This window comes from Bacillus sp. NPDC077411 (assembly GCF_044543425.1).
Classification (GTDB): domain Bacteria; phylum Bacillota; class Bacilli; order Bacillales; family Bacillaceae_G; genus Bacillus_A; species Bacillus_A bruguierae.
Window position 1 is genome coordinate 40,660 of record NZ_JBITWA010000009.1, and the last position, 25,883, is coordinate 66,542.

24 protein-coding genes and 2 other annotated features are annotated in these 25,883 nt (G+C 37.5%); of the genes, 5 read left to right on the forward strand and 19 right to left on the reverse strand.

Going from position 1 to position 25,883, the window contains the following annotated elements; all coding sequences use genetic code 11:
* Positions 1–200: 200 nt before the first annotated feature.
* From ACIGHG_RS13450 to zapA, 4 genes are read right to left on the reverse strand one after another with little or no spacing between them, the layout of a single operon-like run.
* Positions 201–2,561, reverse strand: a complete 2,361-nt coding sequence (locus tag ACIGHG_RS13450; protein WP_396548904.1) for an endonuclease MutS2 — start codon at positions 2,559–2,561, stop codon at positions 201–203.
* 20 nt (positions 2,562–2,581) lie between these two features.
* Positions 2,582–4,300 (reverse strand): DNA polymerase/3'-5' exonuclease PolX, encoded by a 1,719-nt coding sequence (gene polX / locus ACIGHG_RS13455; protein WP_396548906.1) that lies wholly within the window; start codon positions 4,298–4,300, stop codon positions 2,582–2,584.
* A gap of 54 nt (positions 4,301–4,354) precedes the next feature.
* On the reverse strand, positions 4,355–4,894 hold the full coding sequence (locus tag ACIGHG_RS13460; RefSeq protein ID WP_090916461.1) for a CvpA family protein: 540 nt from the start codon (positions 4,892–4,894) through the stop codon (positions 4,355–4,357).
* Position 4,895: 1 nt separating this feature from the next.
* Positions 4,896–5,165: a cell division protein ZapA gene (zapA, locus tag ACIGHG_RS13465; protein ID WP_139207680.1), complete on the reverse strand. Its 270-nt coding sequence runs from the start codon at positions 5,163–5,165 to the stop codon at positions 4,896–4,898.
* A 124-nt stretch (positions 5,166–5,289) separates the two neighbouring features.
* Between zapA and rnhC the strand changes: the two genes are divergently transcribed.
* Positions 5,290–6,228, forward strand: a complete 939-nt coding sequence (rnhC, locus tag ACIGHG_RS13470) for a ribonuclease HIII (protein ID WP_336471409.1) — start codon at positions 5,290–5,292, stop codon at positions 6,226–6,228.
* A 266-nt stretch (positions 6,229–6,494) separates the two neighbouring features.
* Here rnhC and ACIGHG_RS13475 read toward each other — a convergent pair whose 3' ends face one another.
* The 7 genes from ACIGHG_RS13475 to ACIGHG_RS13505 form a co-directional block, all read right to left on the reverse strand.
* Complete coding sequence (locus ACIGHG_RS13475) at positions 6,495–6,998, reverse strand: hypothetical protein (RefSeq protein ID WP_336471048.1); 504 nt, start codon at positions 6,996–6,998, stop codon at positions 6,495–6,497.
* A 99-nt stretch (positions 6,999–7,097) separates the two neighbouring features.
* Positions 7,098–8,489, reverse strand: coding sequence for an asparagine--tRNA ligase (gene asnS / locus ACIGHG_RS13480; RefSeq protein WP_336471047.1), 1,392 nt, complete (start codon positions 8,487–8,489; stop codon positions 7,098–7,100).
* Between the two features lie 50 nt (positions 8,490–8,539).
* Positions 8,540–8,793 (reverse strand) — a binding site (T-box leader).
* A gap of 211 nt (positions 8,794–9,004) precedes the next feature.
* Positions 9,005–10,039 carry a DUF4179 domain-containing protein gene (locus ACIGHG_RS13485; protein ID WP_336471046.1) on the reverse strand — a complete coding sequence of 345 codons (1,035 nt, stop codon included), beginning with the start codon at positions 10,037–10,039 and terminating at the stop codon, positions 9,005–9,007.
* A complete protein-coding gene (locus ACIGHG_RS13490; protein ID WP_396548910.1) occupies positions 10,029–10,559 on the reverse strand; it encodes a sigma-70 family RNA polymerase sigma factor in 531 nt (176 codons plus the stop codon). Before ACIGHG_RS13490 ends, ACIGHG_RS13485 begins: the two co-directional genes overlap by 11 nt.
* Positions 10,560–10,728: 169 nt before the next feature.
* Complete coding sequence (gene pheT, locus ACIGHG_RS13495; RefSeq protein WP_396548911.1) at positions 10,729–13,149, reverse strand: phenylalanine--tRNA ligase subunit beta; 2,421 nt, start codon at positions 13,147–13,149, stop codon at positions 10,729–10,731.
* Positions 13,150–13,167: 18 nt separating this feature from the next.
* Positions 13,168–14,202, reverse strand: coding sequence for a phenylalanine--tRNA ligase subunit alpha (gene pheS, locus ACIGHG_RS13500; RefSeq protein WP_090916448.1), 1,035 nt, complete (start codon positions 14,200–14,202; stop codon positions 13,168–13,170).
* A gap of 44 nt (positions 14,203–14,246) precedes the next feature.
* Positions 14,247–14,475 (reverse strand) — a binding site (T-box leader).
* A gap of 165 nt (positions 14,476–14,640) precedes the next feature.
* The gene (locus ACIGHG_RS13505) at positions 14,641–15,405 is read right to left on the reverse strand and encodes a TrmH family RNA methyltransferase (RefSeq protein ID WP_396548914.1); all 765 of its coding nucleotides are present in this window, start codon (positions 15,403–15,405) and stop codon (positions 14,641–14,643) included.
* Between the two features lie 114 nt (positions 15,406–15,519).
* On the opposite strand from ACIGHG_RS13505, the gene sspI reads away from it, so the two are divergent.
* The 3 genes from sspI (at position 15,520) to ACIGHG_RS13520 (ending at position 17,362) form a co-directional block, all read left to right on the forward strand.
* Entirely contained in the window at positions 15,520–15,729 is a 210-nt protein-coding gene (gene sspI, locus ACIGHG_RS13510; RefSeq protein ID WP_090916444.1) for a small acid-soluble spore protein SspI, read from the forward strand.
* A gap of 193 nt (positions 15,730–15,922) precedes the next feature.
* Positions 15,923–16,495: an HD domain-containing protein gene (locus ACIGHG_RS13515; RefSeq protein ID WP_336471036.1), complete on the forward strand. Its 573-nt coding sequence runs from the start codon at positions 15,923–15,925 to the stop codon at positions 16,493–16,495.
* A gap of 150 nt (positions 16,496–16,645) precedes the next feature.
* Positions 16,646–17,362 (forward strand): CPBP family intramembrane glutamic endopeptidase, encoded by a 717-nt coding sequence (locus ACIGHG_RS13520; RefSeq protein ID WP_336471035.1) that lies wholly within the window; start codon positions 16,646–16,648, stop codon positions 17,360–17,362.
* Positions 17,363–17,588: 226 nt separating this feature from the next.
* Here the strand turns inward: ACIGHG_RS13520 and ACIGHG_RS13525 are convergent, their stop codons facing one another.
* From ACIGHG_RS13525 to ACIGHG_RS13535, 3 genes are all read right to left on the reverse strand, one after another.
* Entirely contained in the window at positions 17,589–18,869 is a 1,281-nt protein-coding gene (locus ACIGHG_RS13525; protein ID WP_336471034.1) for an L-cysteine desulfidase family protein, read from the reverse strand.
* A 403-nt stretch (positions 18,870–19,272) separates the two neighbouring features.
* Positions 19,273–21,078, reverse strand: coding sequence for a DHA2 family efflux MFS transporter permease subunit (locus tag ACIGHG_RS13530; protein WP_396548917.1), 1,806 nt, complete (start codon positions 21,076–21,078; stop codon positions 19,273–19,275).
* Between the two features lie 13 nt (positions 21,079–21,091).
* Positions 21,092–21,745 carry an HlyD family secretion protein gene (locus ACIGHG_RS13535; protein WP_336471032.1) on the reverse strand — a complete coding sequence of 218 codons (654 nt, stop codon included), beginning with the start codon at positions 21,743–21,745 and terminating at the stop codon, positions 21,092–21,094.
* Positions 21,746–22,032: 287 nt separating this feature from the next.
* Between ACIGHG_RS13535 and ACIGHG_RS13540 the strand changes: the two genes are divergently transcribed.
* Positions 22,033–22,650, forward strand: coding sequence for a TetR/AcrR family transcriptional regulator (locus tag ACIGHG_RS13540; RefSeq protein WP_336471031.1), 618 nt, complete (start codon positions 22,033–22,035; stop codon positions 22,648–22,650).
* Between the two features lie 49 nt (positions 22,651–22,699).
* On the opposite strand, the gene ACIGHG_RS13545 is transcribed toward ACIGHG_RS13540, so the two are convergent.
* The 5 genes from ACIGHG_RS13545 to infC form a co-directional block, all read right to left on the reverse strand.
* Positions 22,700–23,785, reverse strand: coding sequence for a M42 family metallopeptidase (locus tag ACIGHG_RS13545; RefSeq protein WP_090916432.1), 1,086 nt, complete (start codon positions 23,783–23,785; stop codon positions 22,700–22,702).
* Between the two features lie 71 nt (positions 23,786–23,856).
* Complete coding sequence (locus ACIGHG_RS13550; protein WP_090916430.1) at positions 23,857–24,348, reverse strand: dUTP diphosphatase; 492 nt, start codon at positions 24,346–24,348, stop codon at positions 23,857–23,859.
* A gap of 380 nt (positions 24,349–24,728) precedes the next feature.
* On the reverse strand, positions 24,729–25,088 hold the full coding sequence (gene rplT, locus ACIGHG_RS13555; RefSeq protein ID WP_090916428.1) for a 50S ribosomal protein L20: 360 nt from the start codon (positions 25,086–25,088) through the stop codon (positions 24,729–24,731).
* A gap of 40 nt (positions 25,089–25,128) precedes the next feature.
* Positions 25,129–25,326, reverse strand: coding sequence for a 50S ribosomal protein L35 (gene rpmI / locus ACIGHG_RS13560; RefSeq protein ID WP_020060080.1), 198 nt, complete (start codon positions 25,324–25,326; stop codon positions 25,129–25,131).
* Between the two features lie 21 nt (positions 25,327–25,347).
* Positions 25,348–25,851, reverse strand: a complete 504-nt coding sequence (gene infC, locus ACIGHG_RS13565; RefSeq protein WP_020060081.1) for a translation initiation factor IF-3 — start codon at positions 25,849–25,851, stop codon at positions 25,348–25,350.
* Positions 25,852–25,883 lie beyond the last annotated feature (32 nt).

Below are 25,883 nucleotides of genomic sequence, written 5' to 3' on the forward strand. Positions count from 1 at the left end.
ATTCTCTATTATACATAACATCTTCTACTCGTGCCTAGAAAACACAATGAAAAAGAACACCAAAAAAACGGTGTCCTCTCCCTTATTTCGCAAAAAACATCAAATATATAACCCCAATAATAAAGAACGTTCCGCAACAAGCTAACAATACTTTTGCAAGTTTGTCCATAAACATAGCCGTTTCCCCTTTGCTTGGTTTCCTACTTCAGTTCTACAACTGTAACACCAAGGCCGCCTTCACCCATATCACCATAACGGAAGCTTTTCACACCGCGGTGTTTTTTCAAGTAATCTTGTACACCTTGACGCAATGCTCCAGTTCCTTTTCCGTGAATAATCGAAACGCGTGGATAGCTCGCAAGCTGTGCATCATCTAAATATTTTTCCACACGTGCTAGCGCATCTTCAAAACGTTCGCCGCGAAGATCCAGTTCTAACGAAACGTGATAGTCTCTTCCTTTTACTGCTGTCACTGCTTTTTTCTCAACAGGATTTGGTGTATTAATATATTCCATATCGGACTCTTTCACTTTCATCTTCAAAATTCCGATTTGAACGTTCCATTCGTTGTCACTTACTTTTTTCAGAAGCTGACCTTTTTGACCGAACGTTAATACTTTTACTTCATCGCCTGGTCTTAACACTTGTTTTGGTGCTGTGTTTTTCACTTTTGTTTGTTGTTTTTTCACAAGCTCCGGCGCTGCTCCTGCTAAACGACTTTTCGCTTCAATTAGCTCATGATCTTTAATATCAGCAAGCTTTGCTTTTCGCAATTGACGAAGTTCACGAATAATTTCTTCCGCTTCTTTCTTCGCAGATTCGACTTTTTCTTCGCCTTCTTTTTGTGCTTTTAGTAATCTTTCATCGCGCTCTTCGTTAAATTCAATAATTTGACGCTGCAGTTCTTTATGAAGTTTTTCAGATTGCTTACGAAGCTCTTCTGCTTCATTCCATTCACGCTCAGCGTTCTTTCGGCTTTCTTCAAGCTTAGCGATCATATTTTCTACTTTATTTGATTCCGTACTAATATGACCACGAGCACGATCAATTACACGGTCAGATAACCCAAGACGTTTTGAAATTTCAAAAGCGTTGCTTCGTCCTGGTACACCGATTAACAATTTATACGTTGGGCTTAATGTGTTTACATCAAACTCAACACTTGCATTAATGACTTGGTCACGATTATAGCCGTATGCTTTTAGCTCAGGATAATGCGTCGTTGCAACAACACGTGCGCCGCGATTATACACTTCATCTAAAATTGAAATGGCAAGTGCTGCCCCTTCTTGCGGATCTGTCCCTGCTCCTAATTCATCAAACAATACTAAGCTTTCAAAATCAGCTTGTTCTAAAATATCAACAATGTTTACCATGTGAGATGAGAATGTACTTAAACTTTGCTCAATGGATTGCTCATCACCGATATCGGCAAACACATTTTTAAACACACAAATTTCGGACTCATCTAAAACAGGAATGTGCAGACCAGATTGCGCCATTAAAATACAAATCCCTACCGTTTTTAATGTAACGGTTTTACCGCCTGTATTCGGCCCAGTAATAACGATTGTTGTAAAGTCTTTTCCAAGCACAATATCGTTCGGCACAACAACTTTCGGATCAATAAGCGGATGACGTGCCAAGCGTAAGTTCATATAACGCTCATTGTTCAAAATTGGTTTTGTTGCTTTTAATCGTTTTGCATAGAAAGCTTTTGCGAAAATGAAATCAAGCTCTGCCACAACATCAACGTTCTCTAAAATGATATCAGCCTCAGCTGCTACTTCTTCTGTTAACATCATTAAAATACGTTCTACTTCTTGTTTTTCTTTCACGCGCGCTTCTTGAAGTGCGTTATTCAGTTCTACAATAACTTGCGGTTCAATAAATAACGTTTGACCAGAAGCAGACTGATCATGAACGATACCACCATATACACCGCGGTATTCTTGTTTAACTGGAATTACATAGCGGTCGTTACGAATCGTTACAATTGCATCTGACAACATCTTCTGTGCATTAGAAGAACGCGTCATATTTTCCAGCTTTTCACGAATGCGACTTTCCGCTGTGCGAATTTGCTGGCGAATGCCACGTAGTTTTTCACTCGCGCTATCAACTACTTCTCCGCCGTCGCTAATACAATTTGTAATTTTCTTTTCTAAATCATATAAAGATATAATGCGAGCTACATACGTATCTAAAATTGGTAGTTCCACACCATTTTCAATCATATCTTCAATAAATCGTTTCATCTGGCGGCTGCCATACATCGTACTTGCAATATCTAAAAGTTCATGCGGGCTTAGCATGCTACCAATTTTCGCACGCTTTACATTGGGACGAACATCAAAAATCCCACCGAGCGGCACATGTCCTTTTAAACGGATGACTTTCGCAGCCTCATCTGTTGTTTCCTGCATTTCTACCACTTCTTCGTAATCTGTGCTTGGCACAAGCCCTTTTACTTTATCTCGTCCAAGTGAAGAAGCAACGTGTTCAAGTAATTGTTCTTTTACTTTTTCATATTCTAATACACGCAACGTTCGTTCTAACATAGTTGCACGTCCCCCTTGTGTTACTTATTACGCTTAATATAATTTAATAAACGTTCAATATCCCACGTGTTGATAACTGTATCTTTTTGAATCCAACCTTTGCGCGCAGCTGCAGTGCCAATCTCCATATCCTCTAACATTTCAAGCGTATGAGCATCTGTATTAATGGCGATTTTCACACCCGCATCTTGCGCTTGCTTTAACAGCTTCGCACTTAAGTCTAAACGATTTGGATTTGCATTTAACTCAAGTACAGTATTTGTTTCTTTCGCAAGCTCGATTAATAAATCTGTATCGACATCATAGCCTTCGCGGCGACCAATTAAGCGGCCTGTTGGATGCGCAATCATTGTCACATGATGATTCTCAATTGCGGTGCGAAGACGTTTCATAATCGTTTCGCGATCTTGTGAGAAACTAGAATGAATGGCACCGATGACATAATCAAGCTCTGCTAATATGTCATCATCAAAATCAAGCGTCGCATCTGGTAAAATGTCCATTTCAATACCACGCAAAATGGTTATATCTGGATGCTTGTCATTCATACGTTCAATTTCTTTTCCTTGTTCACGAAGGCGCTCTTTCGTTAACCCATTCGCTACTTTTAAGTACTGAGAATGATCAGTAATCGCCATATATTTATAACCGCGAGCACGACATGCTTGTACCATTTCTTCAATAGAAAAAGCACCATCACTCCACGTTGTATGCATATGTAAATCACCTTGAATATGAGAGAACTGAATTAAATTCGGATACTGCTCAATTAGATCGATCTCTTTTCCATCTTCACGCACCTCTGGCGGGATGAATGGCAGTCCAAAGTGTGCAAAAAACGCTTCTTCTGTTTCGAATGTCTGCACTTCTCCCGTTTCTAAGTTTTCAACGCCGTATTCACTAATTTTCTCGCCCTTATCTTTTGCAATTTGGCGCATTCTTACATTATGATCTTTTGAGCCGGTGAAGTGATGCAAAGTAGTAATAAATTCTTCCGGCTTCACAAGACGGAAATCAATAGAAATATCGTACTCATACTGAAGGCGCACGGAAACCTTTGTATCTCCGCTTGCGATAACTTCAATCATATTATCAAACTGTAGTAAATGCTCACGCACCTTTTCTGGTTCTGTTGTTGCAATAATAAAATCCAAATCTTTCACTGTTTCACGAACGCGGCGCAAACTACCCGCACGAGAATAACGAATAATTTCTGGTACATTCGACAATTTCCGCTCTATTTCCCCGGCAATAGGAATCACCATTGCTACCGGAAGTCGTTCTGGACGAGAACCAACTTGAGCGATTGCTTCTAATATTTTCTCTTCCGTTTTCTTACCGAATCCAGCAAGTGCTTGAACTTGATTTTCCTCGCAAGCCTTCTTTAATGTTTCTATATCTACAACGCCAAGTTCTTTATATAACTTTGCGACTTTTTTACCACCCAGACCTGGTAATTTTAAAAGCGGTAATAAGCTGCTCGGTACTTCTTTTTCAAGCTCTGTAAGCACTTCTGATGTTCCAACTTCAATATATTCTGCAATAACGGCTGCAGTTCCTTTTCCGATTCCTTGTATTTTCATAAAATCTTCAATTTCTGAAAGGCTGCGATCATCATTTTCTAACGCTGCTGCCGCTTTACGAAATGCTGATATTTTAAAAGGATTTTCACCTTTTAGTTCCATGAAAAGTGCAATCGTCTCAAGTAGCTTAATCACTTGTTTTTTATTTACTTTCATTCTTCTCCCGCCTTCCCATCATAGAAAAAAACTTCTCTTTCTAAAGAAGAGAAGTTATACCTTGCTGCCTGTTTGCCATAATTCCTTAACTTTTTCAGAAAGAATCGGTGTATCATTTACAATTACTTTGCTTATTGTTGATGTATTAAGCGACGTTTGTACTTGCTCAACTGGAAGTACCGTACCGATCACAATTAATACAAACAATATAATATACACTTCTAAAAAACCTAAAATCGCTCCGCCTAATGCGTTAACCTGTCTTACAACAGGGATTTCTGTAAACATGTTTAAAAGATGTCCAAGCAATGTTAGTGCGATTTTTGTAATAATAAATAATGCGATAAACGCAATGGCTTGGTAGAAAACTGTTTCCATACTATTTGCATTGAGCCAATTCGGCACATTTACTTCTTGCTTAAATGGGTATGGAATAATTTTTTGCAATGCAGGTGCTAAATCTTTGCAATACCAATATGCTACAAGATAGGCAATAATAAAGCTTACTAACTTTACAATCTGCAATACCAGTCCTCTTCTTAAACCAAGAAGACATCCCATAACAAGCAATAAAATAATTATAATATCAACCATGTTATTCCAGTCCTTTTTGTCTCATTCTTTCTTTCAATTTTTCATTTTCTTCTTTTAATTTTATATAATCATGTACGACATTGACTGCTGTCAACACCGCCAATCGGTTTGTGTCAAGCGAAGGATTCTTAGCATTCAGTTCGCGCATTTTATCATCCACAATCGCTGCGACAATGCGTATATGACTTGTACTTTCATCGCCAACAACTGAATATTGTTGACCGTAAATTTCTACATTAATTCGACTTCGATTTCCATTTTGTTGTGACAACTTACTGTCCTCCAATCCCGTACAGAATCCTAAAGATTATCATACCATGAAAAAACATCATATGGAAACAGAAACAACTATTCGATATGATAAAAATATAAATAATGAAAAAGGAGTAACCATTTTGTCAAATTCTATTGTCATTCAAGTAAGTTCTGCAGTTATAATGGACATGAAAACACATTACGCACAAGTAGTGCAGCCAAAAGTTCCTCAAGGCGGTGTCTTCATGGCAAAGGTTCCATCTTGCACAATTACAGCCTATAAATCAGGAAAAGTTATGTTTCAAGGTGGACGTGCGACAGAAGAAGCGAGTCAGTGGCAAGCAAATGCCGCGCCCCCGAAAACTTCTGAAAAGAAAAATGTAAATGACCATTCTTATGCACCGCCAGCTTCCATCAGTGCAATGTCTATTCTCGGTTCAGATGAAGTTGGAACAGGAGACTATTTTGGACCGATGACAGTTGTTGCCGTATACGTCGATGCGACGCAAATTCCATTATTAAAAGAACTAGGCGTCAAGGACTCAAAAAACTTAAACGATACACAAATTTGCGAAATTGCAAAACAACTACTGGCGGTTGTCCCTTACAGCTCTCTTGTTCTGCATAACGAAAAATATAACGAAATGTTTGACAAAGGCTACAATCAAGGACAACTAAAAGCAATGCTTCATAATAAAGCCATTACAAACTTATTGGCTAAGATAGCACCAACGAAACCAGAAGGCATCTTAATTGATCAGTTCACACAGCCGGCTACATATTATAAATATTTAGCCAAACAAAAAAATGTTCAACGCGAAAATGTCTATTTCGCTACAAAAGGCGAAAGCGTACATATCGCCGTTGCAGCAGCTTCCATTCTAGCCCGTTATTCATTCGTAAAACAATTTGATGAACTAAGCAAAAAAGCGGGCATGTCACTTCCGAAAGGTGCCGGGAAACAAGTCGATATTGCGGCGGCAAAATTGATTCAAAGGCTTGGGAAAGAAAGATTACCTGAGTTTGTGAAATTACATTTTGCAAACACGGAAAAAGCGTTTCGATTGTTGAAGAAATAGTTATTTTTCAGTATGGACAGGATACGTATAGACTAAACAAGGAGCTGACCCAAAAGGCACCTATGTGCCTTTTGAAGTCAATCCTTTTTTCCATTTCCACCGAAATATCAACCGTTATTTGCAATATATTGACGCTTCGACAGAATATAAAGACATTCCGATAATATTCAACATACGAGTATTCGAGCCACTGAACTGGACCATACCAAAAAGTGAAAGGAGCTGACTAAAAAGTGGACTTTTTAGTGTCAGCTCCTTTGCTTTTACTACTCTATTTTAAACGTCTCTGCAACTTTTTTTGAGGCTTCTTTTAAATCATAAAATTCAACACGTTCTTTCTCTGGAGTATCCTTATGTCCAATTACAATTTCTCCGTCATCTTCTACCCAAACAAAATATTTCCCAATTGAGCCATCACCATAATCAATAGACATATTGTAATGAATAGCGGATTTAGCTGCTTCATCTAGTGATAATGTTTTAGGCTCATCGCCATTTTCCTCCAACCCAACCTGCTCCAGGGCAGATACAAGCTGTTTCATATCTTTTGCTTTTTTCAATACTTTCGTACCTTTTGTTTTCGTAGATGTTAGCTGAATTTCTTTTATCTCTTTTCCTTGAAACGTAACAACCTCTGCCTCTTGTGATGTTGTTGGAACTACTTTTTCTTGTTTCTCTTTTTCCTTTCCACATGCACTTAAACTGATTAGCATGATCGCTAAGAAACATACCATTCTTTTTTTCACAAATTCAGCTCCTTTCTCTTCCACATAATGTTTCTCCTTATCCCGCATCTCTCCCTGCTCAAAAGAAAAATAAAAAGGTATATCAAACAGCTTAATTGCTGTTGATATACCTTTTTTCCAATCTTAAAACTCCGCAGAGCCTGGTGTTCTTGGGAATGGAATTACGTCACGAATATTCCCCATACCAGTAATGTACATTAAGAAGCGTTCGAAACCTAGACCAAATCCAGCATGTTTTGTACCGCCGTATTTTCTAAGTTCTAAGTACCACCAGTAGTCTTCTTCGTTCATGCCTAGTTCTTTAATTCTATCTACTAAAACATCCATTCTTTCTTCACGTTGACTTCCGCCGATTAATTCGCCGATGCCAGGAACAAGTAAGTCTGTTGCGGCTACTGTTTTGCCATCATCATTTAAGCGCATATAGAATGCTTTAATATCTTTTGGATAGTCTGTTACGAATACAGGACGTTTGAATACTTCTTCTGATAAGTATCTTTCGTGCTCTGTTTGTAAATCAATTCCCCATTCTACTGGGTATTTGAATTCTGCACCTGATTTTTGAAGCACTTCAATTGCTTCTGTGTATGTGATGCGTCCAAAGTCAGAGTTAATTACGTTATTCATGCGCTCTAGAACTGTTTTATCAACAAAGCTGTTGAAGAATTCCATTTCTTCTGGTGCATGCTCTAATACGTATTTCATTGCATACTTCAGCATATCTTCTGTAAGATCCATTACATCTTCTAATTCAGCGAATGCAATCTCAGGTTCAACCATCCAAAACTCAGCAGCGTGGCGAGTTGTGTTTGAGTTTTCAGCGCGGAACGTTGGACCAAATGTGTATACATCGCGGAACGCTAATGCATATGCTTCAGCATTCAATTGTCCACTTACTGTTAAGTTTGTTTCTTTGCCGAAGAAGTCTTTTGAATCGTCTACATTTCCATCTTCACCTTTTGGCACGTTGTTCATATCATGCGTTGTTACACGGAACATTTCACCTGCACCTTCAGTATCACTACCTGTAATAATTGGTGTATGAACATGTACAAAGCCGCGCTCTTGGAAGAATTTATGAAGCGCATAAGCTGCAATTGAACGCACACGGAACGTTGCCGAGAATGCATTCGTTCTTGGACGTAAATGAGCGATTGTACGTAAGTACTCAAACGTGTGACGTTTCTTTTGTAATGGGTAATCAGAATCTGATAATCCCTCGATTTCGATTTTGTCCGCTTTAATTTCAAACGGCTGCTTTGCAGTTGGCGTTGCAATTAGTGTTCCCTCTACTTTAATAGATGAGCTTAATGGAAGCTTCGTAATTTCAGTAAAGTTATCTAATTCTGTATCGAAAACGATTTGAACGCTTTTAAAGAAACTACCATCGTTTAATTCGATAAAACCAAATACTTTTGAATCACGTAAGTTACGGATCCAACCTGATACTTGTACTTTTTGGTCTATATACTTATCAGTTTCTCTATACAGACTTTTTACTAATGTGTTTTCCATATTGAAATTCTCCTTTACATATATTTAAATACAAAAAAACCTTCCATCCATAAAGGGACGAAAGGTTAAACTTCGCGGTACCACCCAATTTGTCATAAAGACCAGCTCTAACTCGTATGTATGATACATACTTTCCGGTTTGTAACAGGCCGGATACCCGTCTAAGTCTACTCTTGAATACACAATTCAATTTCGGTTAGCAACTCCAAGGTGTTCTTCACATATACCGCCTCATCAGGCTCGCACCATCCCTGATTCGCTTTGGATTATAGTATATACTACTTTTCCTTATCATCGTCTTTCTTTTTGTTAAACTAAAATTAATGTACTACATTCCTTTGAAAGATGCAAGTTGTCGTTCTATATAAATACAAATTGAAAAACCTTCATAAAACCACTCTTTTTTTGATGGGCGAGAGCATCTGGCCATGCATAGAAGCGGTCAGGGCTTTTTTCTGCCACATGCAAGGGTTAAAACAAAGAAAAAATAAAGTGCAGATGATTTTGATTGCACTTTATTTTCTAACTAACTCTACTTCTCCAAACTTCTTCATTTGGATCTTCAATGTATTCGCTTTATCATAAGAAGTAATCGGGAAATTAACATGTACAGTCGTTTTATCATTTTCAACATCCATACTATACCCTTTTGATTTATATTCTTTTCCTGTTTCATCTATAACCTTCATATCCATAAAAGTATTTTCATCTTCTACTACTTCATTAACTGAAAATGTTAGGTTGAGAGATGTTGGATTTACCTTTGCAGATACAATATGGATGTTAGATGTTGTTTCTGCTGATCTATACTCAACCGTTGAAGTTGCTTCTTCTTTCGTTTTGTCGCTAATCGGTAAATTCCATATACCATCAATTTCTTTCCGTTCATCATTCTCATAAAAAACCTTAACGCTCTCTATTTCTAACACAGCATCTTTTAATTTGGGAATCAAGCCCTGATTTGACTCCCATATCGCTTCGTATAAAACTTTTCCAGTTTTCCTATCTATATATGGATTATTATCTTCTCCTCCAGATACATATAATTTGTTACCTTTCAAAGGCTTTGTGTCTGGAATAGACTCCATAATATATTCGCCATCACCATTTTTTAATCGATAGTCAAAAGACACTTCTTTTACCTGTTTCTTGAATATGCTTGTATCCCCAAATACTAATTGAAAGCTAAACCCTAGTTTATTCGCGTCAGCAAAATAACTGTCAAGTATCACTGTGATCCCTTTATCAGTAGCCGTACTATTGCTTTTTTGTGTAAATCCTTCATCAACCGCTCGCTCAATTCCTTTATCATTAAAATGAAATAATTTGTTTATGTTAGCTCGCACATGCTCATTTGTAAAAACACCACCAGCTATCACAAAACAACAAGCCGCTACTGCAAATTTTCTCCACATCACATTTCTTTTCTTTTTCTTTGCTTTCATACGTATTACATCATAGGAATGATCTAAAGACTTTCTAACAATACTAGGTATTTCTTTTTCCTCATGTAACACATGCTGAAATTCTTTTTCGAAGTTACTTTTCATTTACACTCACTCCTTCACCACTATAATAATGATTACGTAATATTGACTTGGCTCTGGAAAGTCTCGATTTAATCGTTCCTTCCGGTTCTTTTAAAAACACACTCATTTCTTTTATACTAAGCCCAACGATGTAATATAAAACGATCGCCATTTTATAGTCTTTATTCAAACTATTTAGTGCATCTTCCAGTTCTATTTTCAGAAATTCATTGTTATTTTGTTTTTGTTCAATGTGCCCATCTACTAACGTAATTTTTTGCTTTTTGTTTAATATACCGTTACATGTATTGATCAATATTTTACAAATCCATGTATTAAAGTACTCTTCGTTTTTAAGTGTATGTATTTTCTCGTAAGCCACTGTGATTGCTTCTTGCATCGCATCGGCCACATCCTCATCTTTCTGCAACAGTTTACTTGCGACTTTGTACAGCACATCTTCATAGCGCTGCACAAGAGAAACAAATGCTTCTCCATCTCCCTTTTTTGCCTTTTTCACTAAGGCTTCTAACTTCCCCATTTCAGAACCCCCTTGCTAACTAATTTCAATATACGCTTGTTTTCATGTTCTTTACATTCTATTAGATACAAAAAACCAGTATTTGGTTGCATTCATTTTTGCTTTTCATAAAAAAAAGAGGATCATCACTCTTACGATGAGTGACAATCCTCTCTTTTACATATAAAAATTATTTACGCAACTCCGCACCAAATTTCTCTTCTACCGCTGCTAATACACGGCTATGTGCTTCTGTTACTTCTTCATCTGTTAATGTACGTTCTGGATCGAAGTAGTTCATAGAGAATGCAAGTGATTTCTTGCCTTCTTCCATTTTTTCGCCTTCGTATAAGTCGAATAATGTTACTTCTTTTAGAAGTTCTCCGCCTGCTTCGCTAATCGCTTGCTTCATTTCACCAGCTTTTACTTCCTTGGCTACTACAACTGCCATATCACGTGTCATAGATGGGAAACGCGGAATTGCTGAGTAGTAAGTATCTTCTGTATCAGCAGCAAATACTTTTACTAGAGATAATTCGAATACGAATGTATCTTTTACATCTAATTGTTTTTGCGCTTCTGGGTGTAATTGACCGATGAATCCAATTACTTCTCCGTCTAGTAAGATATCGGCTGTACGTCCTGGGTGCATGCCTTCACGTTTTGCAGGAGCATATGTGATGCTGCTTGCAACGCCAAGTACATCGAATAATCCTTCTAATATACCTTTTACAACGAAGAAGTCTACAACTTTCTTCTCACCTTGCCATGCATGGTGAAGAGCAAGACCTGTCATAACGCCAGCAAGATGTTGTTCTTCTTTTGGAAGCTCACCTTTTGCTGTTGGCAAAAAGATAGAACCTACTTCATATAATGCAACACTGTCGTTTTTACGAGCGTTGTTATATGAAACTGCTTCTAGCAATTGTGGTATTAAGCTTAAACGAAGCTGGCTGCGTTCCTCGCTCATTGGAAGTGCAAGATTTACAGGAGCCTTTTCGTTCGGCTCAACCATATATTGTTTCGCTTTATCAGCGCTTGTTAATGAATACGTAATTGCTTCATATAAACCAGCACCTTCTAGGTAGCGACGTACTTTACGACGTTTTGCTTGCGCTACTGTTAATTTACCACGCGTCATTGTTCCAGTTGGTAATGTAACTGGGATATGATCGTATCCGTATAGACGACCTACCTCTTCAACTAAGTCTTCTGCAATTGTAATGTCAGGTCGACGTGCTGGTACGTTTACATGGAATGTTCCTTCTACTTCTGTGAATGGGAACTTCAAGTTTGTAAAAATTGTACCCATTTCACTTGCAGAGATTTCTGTACCTAATACACGATTTACCTTTTCAGTTGTAACTGATACTGTACGTTCTTGTACTTGTAAGTTATCAACTTCTACTACACCTTCAAGCGCTTCGCCACCAGCGTATTTTGCCATTAATGCAGCTGCATGTTGAATTGCTTCGAATGTACGTGTTGGATCGATTCCTTTTTCGAAACGTGCACTTGATTCACTGCGAAGACCTAAGTCTTTTGATGCGCGGCGCACCGTTTGACCTTCGAAGTATGCAGACTCGATTAGAACGTTTACTGTATCGTTATCAACTTCAGATTCAGCTCCGCCCATTACACCAGCAACAGCTAATGCTTTTGTGCCGTTTGTAATCGCAAGGTGATGCGCTTGTAATGTACGTTCTTGATCATCTAATGTTTGAATCTTTTCGCCTTCTTTTGCAAGACGAACAACGATTTCTTTTAAACCTAATTTATCGTAGTCAAACGCATGTAATGGTTGACCGTATTCAATTAAAATGTAGTTTGTAATATCAACTACGTTGCTAATCGGGCGAATGCCAGCTGCCATAAGACGCGTTTGCATCCAGATTGGTGATGGACCAACCTTTACGTTTTTCACCATTTTTGCAATATATAATGGGTTTTGTTCTGTTGCTTCTACACTTACAGAAATATAATCAGATGTTTTTTCTGCCACTTCTTGTAAGTGTGCTGCTGGAAGTTTCACTTCACGGCCGTAAATTGCCGCTACTTCATACGCAACACCTAACATGTTCAAGCAGTCAGCACGGTTCGGTGTTAAACCTAATTCAAGTACTTCATCATGTAAATTTAAGATTTCAAGTGCATCTGCACCAACTTCCACGTCACTTGGGAAAATAAAAATACCTTCTGCATAGTCTTTCGCAACTAATTTGCCGTCAACGCCAAGCTCCTGTAAAGAACAAACCATACCGTGAGAAGCTTCACCACGTAGCTTTGCTTTTTTAATTTTGAAGTTACCAGGAAGAACAGCACCAACTTTTGCAACTGGTACTTTTAAACCTTTTGCAATATTAGAAGCACCGCAAATGATTTGTACTGGCTCTTCTTCACCGATGTCGATTAGACATTTGCTTAATTTATCAGCTTCTGGATGTTTTTCACATTCTAATACGTGACCAACTACAACACCTTTTACACCTTTATTTAATACTTCAATGCCTTCTACTTCAATACCACTTTTCGTGATTTTATCTGCTAATTCTTGTGCCGTTACATCTTGAATATCTATATACTCTTGTAACCAACGATATGATACGAACATATTTATCCTCTCCTTCCCTTACGCTCGTTTGAATTGTTGTAAGAAACGTACATCATTTGTATAGAAATGACGAATGTCATCAACGCCATATTTTAACATCGCGATACGCTCTGCACCCATACCGAATGCGAAACCTTGATATTCTTTTGAATCATAGCCTGCCATTTCAAGTACGTTCGGATGAACCATACCAGCACCTAAAATTTCAATCCAGCCAGTCCCTTTACATGTGCCGCAACCATTTCCGTGACACATCATACAAGAAATATCCATCTCAACAGATGGTTCTGTGAATGGGAAGAAACTTGGACGAAGACGGATTTCACGATCTTCACCAAACATCTTTTTCACAAATACTTGCAGTGTACCTTTTAAGTCACTCATACGAATGTTTTTATCAATTACAAGACCTTCAATTTGCATGAACTGATGTGAATGCGTTGCATCGTCATCATCACGGCGATACACTTTACCAGGGCAAATAATTTTAATCGGGCCTTTTTCTTTATTATTTTCCATTGTTCTTGCTTGCACAGAAGATGTATGTGTACGTAGTAATGTTTCTTCTGTAATGTAGAAAGTGTCTTGCATATCACGCGCTGGGTGATCTTTCGGTAAGTTTAATGCTTCGAAGTTATAGTAGTCTTTCTCTACTTCTGTTCCTTCTGCAACTTCATATCCCATACCGATAAACACATCTTCAATCTGTTCAACAACCGCTGTTAACGGATGGTGACAACCTGTTTCTACAGGGCGACCTGGTAATGTAACATCAATAGTTTCAGATGCTAACTTCGCTTCAATTACTGCTTTTTCTAAGTGGTTAATTTTGTCTTCTAGGCGCGTTTGAATTGCCGCGCGTACTTCATTTACTAACGCTCCCATACGTGGACGCTCTTCTGGAGATAATTTCCCCATGCCGCGTAATACTTCTGTAATTGGGCCTTTTTTTCCTAAATACGCAACGCGTACATCGTTTAAGCCTTTTAGCTCTTTCGCTTCTTCAATCAGCTCTAAAGCTTCTTGCTTTAGCTCTTTTAAACGTGCTTCCATTTGGAACCCTCCTAATGTTAAAAATAAAAAAACCTCGCTCCCTAAAAAGGGACGAGGTAAATTCGCGGTACCACCCTAAATTGACAGAACGAGCCTGCCCACTTAATTCGTTATAACGGCTTGTTAGACCGGAACGCCTTTACATTTACATGGTCCTGGCGTCAACTCCAGAGGTGAATTCACTTCCGTCTACCATAAGAATGCTTTCAGTCCATGACATTCTCTCCCTAAATGGCGATTTTGCAAGCTACTCTTCTCTATCATCGTTTTTTAAACTATTTCACTTTTATTGGATGTTCAAAACGTCCGGTAAAGATAGCTCTCGTATTTCTTCGTTACGTCGCCACTCCGTGTCCTCGTGGCTTCCGTGCCTCGAACTACTCGGCTCTCTTTATCCTCTTTTTTGAACACGTACTTCCACCTATTATAAGAAGTTTTTTAGCGATTCGCAACCGGAGTTTGTAAATAATACGTTAAAATGCCTGCTGCAACCGCAACATTTAATGATTCTGCTCCTCCGTAAATCGGAATGTATAAATTTTGATTACATTTCGCAAGAAGCTCTTGGCGAACGCCATTTCCTTCGTTACCTACAATTAATGCAAAACTTCCCGTCGGTGCTACTTCACCGTATGGAACCCCGTTTTCAAGAGCTGTTCCGTATACAGAAACGTTCTTTTCTGTTAACTTGTCTACCCATTCTTCTAAGTTTCCTTTTACAATCGGTAAATGGAATACAGACCCTTGTGTAGAACGTAATACTTTACTGTTATATACATCGACGCATCCTTCTCCAAGAACAACCGCATCAAGTCCAGCTGCATCTGCTGTACGAATGATTGTTCCTAAGTTACCTGGGTCCTGCAGGCCGTCTAATAGTAGAAACTTTCCATCTGTAAGAGCGATTTCTTTCTCATGTTTCTCACAAACCGCAAATACACCTTGCGTCGTTTCTGTTTCACGTAACAATTTTACAACCGCTTCAGACACAATATACATTTCCACATCAGCAACCACCCAATCTTTCGGAAGGTCTGTCTGCTCTAAGACGATCAGTTCTGTTGCAACTCCTGCTTTTAAAGCTTCCTCTACTAAATGGAATCCTTCTACAAAAAATAACCCTTTTTTATCGCGCTCTTTTTTCGTTTGCAGCTTCTTCCACTGCTTCACACGCGGATTTTGTACTGAATCAATGTTTTTCATTCTATGCATTCCCTCTCTTCTTGTCTTCTCATTATAGCCTATTTTTCATACATATTTACATAAAAAAGAACAAAAACTAACCTCAGTTTCCATTCCTAAAAAGAGGTGAACATGATGAACTTTAATTTACGCGGTGCTGTATTGGCAAACGTATCAGGAAACACGCAAGACCAATTACAAGAAACAATTGTTGATGCAATTCAAAGCGGAGAAGAAAAAATGCTTCCAGGCCTTGGCGTTTTATTTGAAGTCATTTGGAAAAATGCTGATGAAAATGAAAAACATGAGATGTTAGCAACGCTAGAGCAAGGATTAAAGAAATAAGCAAAAGAAAGTCACCTTAGCATAAGAAAGCTAGGGTGACTTTTCTGTTATAAAAAAGACATCAAACTTCCTCTTCTCTTAAATATTTCTACTTTACTAACCCAAGATGATGAAGTAAAATGTTCAAAATATACTTATGTCTATCTATTCGTTTCCATCATACACATCAATGAATAAAAGGAGTGAATGTTTTATGCGCCGTGTCACACTTGAACAAATTTTCAAACATCCTATTACACAAAAATATATAAACCGTTCTGGAATGGTTCACGCAATTGCTGTTGCTTACCATGCGTTTCACTTAGCAAAAAAATATCACGTTTCAGTCGATGCAGCAACAAAAGCTGGTTTTCTTCATGATGTAGGACATTACACATGGTATCGTAATGGGGAATGGGACTATGAATTGTATAAAAAGAATGATATACACGCTATTAAAGGAGCAGAAAGAGCTCATAAATTATTAATCCGATTAGGAGAACACCCAAAACAAGCAAAGGAAATTTCCGTTGCCATTCTCTTACACACTGATTCTTTTCTACTAGAACAAACACTTGAGAGAACACCTCTCCAAAATATTATTAAATGGGCAGACGAAGCAGATGAAGAACCGAGCGGGGCACATCACTACCGAACAATCTCTTATGAAAAAGCACTGCAAGCAATCAAGCGATTAGATCAGATGGTAGATCGTGAATTACAAATCCAACAATCGACATCCTGTGCTCATCTTTCTCCCAATGAAAGAACAGAGCAAATTTGTTGATCCATAACAGGAAAAAAATCACCTTAGTAAATGCTAAGGTGATTTTTACTTTGATTAGAAAATTTCTAACTATTATGTAATATAAAGTTATGGTACATTTTATCCAAATATGTATAATTTTATATATAAACAATAGAGAGGATTCGATATATGCAACATTCTGTACAACTTACATATGATCAAAACCATTCTTTATCATGGGGAAAATTTGTTGGTTCTGTTTTATTTGCTTTTTTTGGGGCACAGATCATAAGCGGTTTATTTATAGGTCTTCCGTTTATGATTTACACTGCAGGCCTTTCCGACAAAAAAACAATCGCCCTATACAGCTCACTTGGAAATACTGGAGGTACTTTATTACAACTGCTCATTTTATTATTGTTTATTTTTAAATACGAACCTATAAAGAAACTATTATTACCTGTTTTAAATTTTCAAGCACTCCAAAAAGTTCGTACATATATATACTTATTTCTTTTCTTCGGACTTAGTATTGCTATTCATATATTTATAATTTCTAAGCTATTTCCTCATGCAACGCAAGAACAAGATTTAGCTTTAAACTTAGAAAATTTAAACCAATATAAAATTCTATTAATTTTAGGAAGTGCGATTTTCGTCCCCATTTTTGAAGAGCTTATTTTCCGCGGAATCATTCTTCAATTTTTCCAGCAACGTTTTCCATTTTGGATAGCAGCAATTGGCTCAAGCTTCATCTTCGGAATCGCCCATATATACTCTCTAGGTGTTATGGTTGGTGCTTTTATGATGGGAATGTTTATGGCCGTATTATGTAAAAAAACGAATTCTATTATTCCAGCTATGTTATTTCATATGATGAATAATACGCTTGCGTTTTTATCTTAAAAACTGAATAAACCAGTTATCACCATCAAAAAGGAGCATAATTTTGCAAACACGCCATTATGGTTGTATAATGGCGTTTCAATTTTTATTTTATTATTATCTCAAACGTTTCCTCATCTAAAGGAGCTTTTGGAACAGTCTATTTCACTTTCATATGTTGAATTATTCAGTAGAATGTACATGGACTCTACTGATTATTAATAGCATCCACGGTGATACATCACTACTATTTTCTTTTATTAATCATCATCTCTAGCATAATCTTATCCATATTCGATGAACCTTCATTTCCTAATCGGCAAAAATTCTCAATTGTTTTATCAACATCTGCTTCGATAAATCCATCTGTAGCAGAGATACACATTCCTTGTGAGGCTAACAGTGCAGATTGTACAGCTGCGCTTGAACAAGTTGCTACTTTCATCGCACATCCTGCCTTTGCTCCGTCACAAATCATCCCTGTTACATTTCCAAGTGTATTTTGGATTGCATACTTTATCTTTTCAATATCTCCACCTAATAAATACGTAATAGCAGCCGATGCACTTGCACCAGCAACTGTTACACCGCAAAGTGCAGACAAACGTCCAAACTGACTTTTAATGTAAATCGCTAATAAATGACTTAACGTAACAGCACGAATTAGCTCTTCTTCCGAAGCATTTAATTTCTCACCTGCAGCTACTACAGGCATCGTTACGGCAATCCCTTGATTACCACTTCCTGAATTAGCCATTACTGGCATTGTCGAACCGGCCATACGTGCATCTGAACCAGCAGCTGCTAATGCCATCGCATGAGTTGTTAAATCATCTGATAGAATTCCTTTCAATACATTTGCCTTTAATGTTTTTCCAACTTGTAAGCCATATTCATTCGACAAACCATCTAGTGCCACATTACGATTCAGTTCAATACTCTTTTTTACAAGTGCCAATTCCTTTACATCTACAGTCGTAACAAATTCATATATTTCTGGAATCGTTAGTTCATCACGTTCTTCTTCAGAAGTGGCAAAGTGTGTATTTCCACATCCATTCTTATAAACAAGCTCCCCATTCACTTCTACTAATGCGATAAATGTGTGATTATCATGAATAATAACCCTTGCATATCCCTCGTCTGTCGTAAATTTCACTTCAATGTATAGCTTTTTAGACGTATCTGCTAATTCTACAGACACTTTCCCCGCTTCTACTAAAGAGATTGCTTGTTCTTCATCTTCTTCTGAGATTCCGGCTAACACTTCTAAATCTTTTTTGCTGTCTCCCGCTAACACCCCTAAAGCAGCAACAAAGTCAATTCCAGTAGCCTTCATTCCTGGTATACCAACCGCCATTGCATTTTTAATGACATTTGTACTTGCAAGTACTTCAATTGACTGTATGTCACCCTTCATATAATCTCTTGCAGTAGCTGCGGCTAACGCAATCGACACTGGTTCTGTACACCCTAAAGCAACGACTAATTCTTTCTCTAACACACGTAACATACTATTCTTGTTCACAAATTGTCCCCCTGTCTTTCAACTACCCATCATGTGAAATGATGAACAAGTTTTCGCAAAAAATTAATTGTTTTCATCTACCTTCGAAAGAAATGTGACGAGCGGATAGTATTGTTGTAATAATATTTCATTCTTCATTACTCCTATACCGCCTGTATTACATTGCGATGATAATTTATTATCGTAATTTAATAGTATTACAATATGTAAGCGATTACAAAGATTTTTTGAACCCCTTTAACATTTTTTTCTATCCCTAGATATTTGCAGTGCAAGCAAACCTTCAAGGAATGGGGGTTTTGTTCTTCGTGTTAGTGGGCGGAATATGCGCATTCAACTATGGCAGAAAAAGAAAGTAAACAGTATCATTCATTTAAAACCGTTCACATAAAAAAAGCAGAGATCATCTCTCTGCTTTTCTGTTTGCCTTATTTCCTGGTTGTAGGAAAAATGATAAGACTAATGCAATGGCCGTTAAGATTGTTGCAATCCAAAATGCATCATTAATGCCGTTAATGACGGATAACTTGGAAACTTGCCCAAATAGCATTTGTGAACTTAATGCATTTCCTGCCTGAGCTGATCCTGTCATGGCAGCAACGCTTTGTCCCATTTGCGATAGTTTGTTTACGATAATCGGATTTGTTGTTGTAATTGCATTTGCGTAATCTGCCATATGATTTGTCGTTTGCTGCGTCATAATTGTGATTAAAAGCGCAGTTCCAATGGAGCCCGCAACTTGTCTTGATGTATTTTGCGTTGCTGTTCCATGAGAAATAAGTTTCATTGGCAGAGCATTCATCCCGGCCGTCATGATTGGCATCATAATAAAGGACATCCCAAACGAACGAATAATATAGTCTCTCATAATTTCACTATAAGGTGTGTCTAATGTTAAATGTGTAAATTGATATGTTGCATATGTTGTAAGGATTAATCCAAAAATAGCAAGTGGTCGAATGCCGTATCTATCAAATAATTTCCCGGCAAATGGCCCCATCATTCCCATGATTAAAGATCCTGGCAGAAGGAGTAATCCTGAATCAATCGGTGTAAATCCACGAATGTTTTGTAAATATACAGGAAGCAATATCATCCCGCCATACAATGCCATCGTAACAATTGCATTGATTAAAAGCGTCGAGGTAAATGCAGAATAGCTGAATACACGAAGGTCTAACATTTTGTTGTCAACCGTTAACTGTCTCCAGATGAATAGACTTAGTCCGATGATACCAATTACGATCGCAATGATAACCTCCATACTACTCCAGCCATTATTCCCTGCCTCACTAAAGCCATATAGTAAGCTTCCAAGTCCGATACTAGAAGCAATCACACCAAAAATATCTAGTGTCGCCTTAGCTACAGGCTGTTTGAGCGTAAAATATTTTAGTGCTAATACGATAATAAGTAAACCAATGATAAACATCGCATAGAACATAACATTCCATGTGTAGTTTTGAATAACCCAGCCTGTAAGTGTTGGCCCAATAGCAGGTCCTAAAATCATCGCAATACCAAGCAGTCCCATCGCAGCCCCGCGTTTATGAGGCGGGAAGATTGTCATGAAAATATTCATTCCGACCGGCATTAAAATACCAGCACCAACCGCTTGAACAACACGTCCTGTCATCATCATCGTAAAGCTTCCAGATACCGCACAAATCATTGAACCTGCTGTAAAGAACAGCATAGCCGCTAGAAATAAGCTTCGGTACGTAAACCGCGAGACTAAAAATGCACTAATTGGCACTAATACCCCGTTCACCAGCATAAATCCTGTTGTAAGCCACTGTGCTGTAGATGTTGATACATTAAATTCATTCATTAATGCTGGCAAAGCAACGTTAATTAACGTTTGATTTAAAATCGAAACGAACATTCCAAAAATAAGAACAGCTAAGACAACTTTTACGTTAAATTCAGGAAGCACCGTTTGAGAACGAGACGTTTTCGGTTTCGTATCTTCCGCTTTTTGTTCTTGTTTTGGTTGTTCCTGTTTTGGTTGTTCTTGTTTTTCAATTGTTTCTTCTTCCTTAACTTCTGGTATTTCTTGTTTTCTTACTGCCTCTTTTTTATTATCTGAAACCCCTTGTGCTCGAACTGGTTCTTCTATCCCTTTTCCTTTTTTTCTAAAAACACGATTTACAATAATGAACACGACAATACATAAAAGAGCGTATCCTACAATAAAGATCGAGGACATATTTCATTCCCCCTTACTTATGAATCCGAACTGTGACATTCATGCCTGGGACAATATTTAATGATTTACTATGATCTAATGAAATCTTAACAGGAATAACTTGTGTTACTTTCGTATAGTTCGCTGTTGCGTTGCTAGATGGTAGCATAGAGAATGCATTTGCTGTTGTTAAACCAATTTGTTCTACTTTTCCTGTTAACGTTGTATCAGGATATGCATCAACATATACATCCACGTCTTGCCCTTTTTGAATCTCATCTACGTCTGTTTCTTTAATATTTGCCGTTACCCATAGATCACTCATATTATAGGCATATGCAAGCGGTGTTCCTGGCGCAATATAAGAATCTCGCGTTGCATTTGATTGAACAAGCGTTGCATTTGCTGGAACTGTAATATCTACTTCTTGTGCAGTACCCCCAGCGTTATTCATTACAGAACCTACTTTATCACCAGCATTATAATTTTTTCCTACTTCCGCTTTCCAATCTGTTAATTTCCCTGCAACTGGAGATGCAATAGGTACTACTTTCCCATCAATTTTTGCATTGTCCGTTTTCAAATAATTTGTTGATTGATTGTAATAATAATAGCCGGCAAATCCACCGCCAACTAACACAATCAATGTAACAATATTGATGATAATCATTCTCCGAAATTGACTCATTGTTTCCCTCTCCTTATTTTCAATATCAATTTATTTTCTAATAAGTCCTGCTCTCTTTTTAATTAACAAGGTTGACCATTCATATTATTAAGGACTAATTAAAAAAAGAGCCTTTTTCTGCGCGCAAAACCCTCTCCTTATTTTGTGCTAAGAAAAAGAATATCGTTTATAATTATAAATAATTCATTTCGAGCGACAACCGACAATTTATTTTGAAATGTTGTTTTTCCAACATTTCACTGTATATATGTTGAAAAAGTATAAAAAACCAAGCAAGGAGAACAAAAATGTCTATTAAAAATTCAAATGATCCACGCGTAAAACGAACGAGACAATTAATACAAAATGCTTTTGTCGCTTTAGTTGACGAAAAAGGATTTGAAAATATAACAGTACAACTTATTGCTGAGCGGGCACCTGTCAATCGTGCTACTTTTTATAGTCACTATCATGATAAATATGATTTATTAGATACAAGTATTGAAGAGATGTTGAATACCTTAACAGAAGTAATTAAACCAAAAAAATTTCAAAAAGAAGATTTTCAGCTTACATTCGATTCTCCTCATCCAATCTTTTTTGCCTTGTTTGAACATATCGCCGAAAATGCTACTTTTTATAACGTAATGCTCGGTGAAAAAGCAGCTGGAAATTTTTCTTACAAAATGATGAAAACCATTCAGGCACATTTCGCATTAAGCCTTTCTATTTCACAGCCAAATGATGACGAACTGATGGTTCCACGTGATATTCTTATTAGTTACGTAACCGGCGCGCATGTCGGTATGATTATTTCGTGGTTAAGAAGAGGAATGGTATACACGCCACATTTTATGGCTTTGCAGTTAACACGTTTAATCATTTTAGGATCCCATACCGCCGCCGGGTTAGAAAGACCTTTTTAATAGGAACAAGAAAAAGCGAAAGAGGGCTCCTCCTTCGCTTTTTCTTATATTAATCAAATGTAATGTTATGTACAGCCTTAGTATCAAGACGTTTCACAACTTCTACAATTAACTTCACTGTATTTTCATAGTCATCACGATGCAACATTGCCGCATGGGAATGAATATAGCGAGTTGCAATTGTAATTGCCATCGCTGGAATACCGTCCACAGAAATATGGATTGCTCCTGCATCCGTTCCGCCGCCAGGAAGTGCATCGTATTGATACGGAATATTTAATTCATCTGCTACGCCAACAACGAAGTCACGAAGACCTTTATGTCCAACGATAGATGCATCGTATAAAATAATTTGCGGGCCATCACCCATTTTTCCTTGTGCTTCTTTTTCGCTTACTCCTGGTGTATCACCAGCAATTCCAACATCTACTGCAAATGCGATATCAGGTTGAATATAATGTGCAGATGTTTTCGCTCCGCGAAGACCTACCTCTTCTTGTACAGTTCCAACACCGTATACAATGTTTGGATGTTTTTCATCTTTTAATTGTTTTAAAACATCGATTGCAATTGCGCAGCCAATCCGGTTGTCCCATGCTTTCGCAAGTAACATTTTTTCGTTTTTCATTACTTGGAATTCGAAATATGGTACAACTTGATCTCCTGGGCGTACGCCCCACTCCAGCGCTTCTTCTTTACTAGAAGCACCGATATCAATAAACATATCTTTAATATCAACTGGCTTTTTACGAACTTCAACTGGTAAAATGTGCGGTGGTTTTGAACCAATGACACCCGTTACATCACCTTTGCTCGTAACAATTGTTACGCGCTGCGCTAACATAACTTGTGACCACCAGCCGCCAACCGTTTGAAAACGCAAGAAACCTTTATCATCAATTTGCGTAATCATAAAACCGACTTCATCTAGATGACCGGCTACCATAATTTTTGGTCCATTGCCGTCACCAATTTTTTTCGCAACTAAGCTTCCTAAGTTATCTGTTGATACTTCATCAGCAAACGGTGCGATATATTTCTTCATTACTTCGCGTGGCTCACGTTCATTTCCAGCAATCCCGCGTGCATCTGTTAATTCTTTTAGCATCGTCAATGTCGCATCTAGTTTTGTCATTGGACAAAGTCCTCCTTTTTCTTCATCTCTTCAATTATACAAGAGTGGAGAATAATATTCAAAAAATTCCATCAATACCCTTCTGTTTGACGCTGATGATTCACTTCATTTTTATCTAAGTATGCTTTTTCAATCTCTTCTTGTCCAAAATCAAGTGCTTGCCCTAAACGAAGATAGCTCGTAAACAATTCAATGTAATTTGTAATAGATGGCTGCTCATTAAAACGAATTGCTTTCGCATATACATCTAAGAAAATTTCTACTTGTGTTTTATTTGTTAGTGCACATTTATAAAACAAGAAATTTTTATCAATTCCTAAATCGATTCCAATAGATAAAATAAAATGCAGCCCATCTACGTACTCTTCTAGCACAACCTGACGCTCAGAAGCTGGCTTATTACTCCAATATTTAAAGCAGCGTGTTTCATTTGCAAGTTCACCAATTTCCACAAGAAGCGCTAACATTTTTTCTTTTAATAACTTTTTCGGCTCTAGATTATGTTCTTTCGTAATACGATCATCTAATTCTTTTTGTAATTTAAATAGTTGTAGTAAATCCAAAACGTACTCCTCCTTCAATATCGAATAAATTTACTCGATATTGCTCCATTCTAATGGTAAATATAAGCAAATAACCAAGTTATATTCTTACATTATAACAGTGTCAGTTTCGTGTGGAAAGACAAGATTGGCCAAAGTCAAGTTCCCATGTTACAGCATATTTCATGCAAATAAACATAAAAAGCCAGAGAACCTCTCCGACTTTTTATGTTTATTCTTCTATATTATTGTAACTTTTATTCTCACTTTGTCATATCTAACACAACACGTCCATTAATCTTTCCTTCTTCCATTTCAGCAAATACATCGTTAATTTCATGAAGGTGACGCGTTTCAATAAAAAAATCCTTAGGAACAATGTCCTAAGGATTTATTATCAATTACTTGTTTAAAGCAGTTTTAGCAGCAGTTGCTAATTCAGCGAAAGCTTTTGCGTCATGAACAGCTAGGTCAGCAAGCATTTTGCGGTTTACTTCGATACCAGCAAGCTTAAGACCGTTCATTAAACGGCTGTAAGAAAGACCGTTCATACGAGCAGCTGCGTTAATACGAGTGATCCATAATTTACGGAAGTCACGTTTCTTTTGACGACGGTCACGGAACGCATACATTAAAGATTTCATTACTTGTTGGTTAGCAACTTTGTATAATGTATGTTTAGAACCGTAGTAACCTTTTGCTAATTTAATAATTTTTTTACGACGTTTACGAGTAACCGTACCACCTTTTACTCTTGGCATATTATTTCCCTCCTAGATATCTATCTGAACAAAATATAAATTACATGTTGTCAAGCATTTGACGAATACGTTTGAAGTCACCAGCGCTTACTACACCAGCTTTACGTAATTTACGTTTAGCTTTTGTAGATTTGTTAGCGAATAAGTGGCTTGTGTAAGCGTGAGAACGCTTTAGTTTACCAGATCCTGTTTTTTTGAAACGCTTTGCAGCGCCGCGGTGAGTTTTCTGTTTAGGCATAGTGATTTCCTCCTCTATTTATTACTTATCATTTTTCGGTGCTAAAACTAAGAACATACTGCGTCCTTCCATTTTTGGCTTAGATTCAATTGTACTAACTTCAGCACAAGCTTCAGAGAAGCGATCTAAAACACGTTGACCGATTTCTTTATGAGTAATAGCACGACCTTTAAAGCGAATAGACGCTTTAACTTTGTCGCCTTTCTCCAAGAATTTAATAGCATTGCGAAGTTTTGTGTTAAAGTCATGTTCATCAATTGTTGGACTTAAACGAACTTCTTTCATACTAATGATTTTTTGATTTTTACGCTGCTCTTTTTCTTTCTTTTGTTGCTCAAAGCGGAATTTTCCGTAGTCCATAATACGGCATACTGGTGGTTTCGCATTTGGAGCAACTAATACTAGATCAAGATTTACGTTTGCAGCCATATCTAATGCTTCTTGACGAGACTTAATTCCAAGTTGATCACCATTTGCACCAACTAAACGTACTTCACGTGCACGAATTTGCTCGTTAATCATCATGTCCTTGCTAATAGTAAGCCACCTCCAAGGTT

Excerpts from the sequence above, each read along its gene's own strand:
- infC (WP_020060081.1), bottom strand. The coding sequence starts at position 25,851 with ATGATGATTAACGAGCAAATTCGTGCACGTGAAGTACGTTTAGTTGGT.
- ACIGHG_RS13505 (WP_396548914.1), bottom strand. The coding sequence starts at position 15,405 with ATGAAAAACATTGATTCAGTACAAAATCCGCGTGTGAAGCAGTGGAAG.
- ACIGHG_RS13530 (WP_396548917.1), bottom strand. The coding sequence starts at position 21,078 with ATGTCCTCGATCTTTATTGTAGGATACGCTCTTTTATGTATTGTCGTG.
- ACIGHG_RS13485 (WP_336471046.1), bottom strand. The coding sequence starts at position 10,039 with ATGAAAAGTAACTTCGAAAAAGAATTTCAGCATGTGTTACATGAGGAA.
- ACIGHG_RS13520 (WP_336471035.1), top strand. The coding sequence starts at position 16,646 with ATGCAACATTCTGTACAACTTACATATGATCAAAACCATTCTTTATCA.
- ACIGHG_RS13490 (WP_396548910.1), bottom strand. The coding sequence starts at position 10,559 with ATGGGGAAGTTAGAAGCCTTAGTGAAAAAGGCAAAAAAGGGAGATGGA.
- rpmI (WP_020060080.1), bottom strand. The coding sequence starts at position 25,326 with ATGCCTAAACAGAAAACTCACCGCGGCGCTGCAAAGCGTTTCAAAAAA.
- polX (WP_396548906.1), bottom strand. The coding sequence starts at position 4,300 with ATGAAAGTAAATAAAAAACAAGTGATTAAGCTACTTGAGACGATTGCA.
- ACIGHG_RS13545 (WP_090916432.1), bottom strand. The coding sequence starts at position 23,785 with ATGACAAAACTAGATGCGACATTGACGATGCTAAAAGAATTAACAGAT.
- ACIGHG_RS13540 (WP_336471031.1), top strand. The coding sequence starts at position 22,033 with ATGTCTATTAAAAATTCAAATGATCCACGCGTAAAACGAACGAGACAA.
- ACIGHG_RS13450 (WP_396548904.1), bottom strand. The coding sequence starts at position 2,561 with ATGTTAGAACGAACGTTGCGTGTATTAGAATATGAAAAAGTAAAAGAA.
- ACIGHG_RS13460 (WP_090916461.1), bottom strand. The coding sequence starts at position 4,894 with ATGGTTGATATTATAATTATTTTATTGCTTGTTATGGGATGTCTTCTT.
- pheT (WP_396548911.1), bottom strand. The coding sequence starts at position 13,149 with ATGTTCGTATCATATCGTTGGTTACAAGAGTATATAGATATTCAAGAT.
- pheS (WP_090916448.1), bottom strand. The coding sequence starts at position 14,202 with ATGGAAGCACGTTTAAAAGAGCTAAAGCAAGAAGCTTTAGAGCTGATT.
- asnS (WP_336471047.1), bottom strand. The coding sequence starts at position 8,489 with ATGGAAAACACATTAGTAAAAAGTCTGTATAGAGAAACTGATAAGTAT.
- ACIGHG_RS13515 (WP_336471036.1), top strand. The coding sequence starts at position 15,923 with ATGCGCCGTGTCACACTTGAACAAATTTTCAAACATCCTATTACACAA.
- ACIGHG_RS13535 (WP_336471032.1), bottom strand. The coding sequence starts at position 21,745 with ATGAGTCAATTTCGGAGAATGATTATCATCAATATTGTTACATTGATT.
- rplT (WP_090916428.1), bottom strand. The coding sequence starts at position 25,088 with ATGCCAAGAGTAAAAGGTGGTACGGTTACTCGTAAACGTCGTAAAAAA.
- sspI (WP_090916444.1), top strand. The coding sequence starts at position 15,520 with ATGAACTTTAATTTACGCGGTGCTGTATTGGCAAACGTATCAGGAAAC.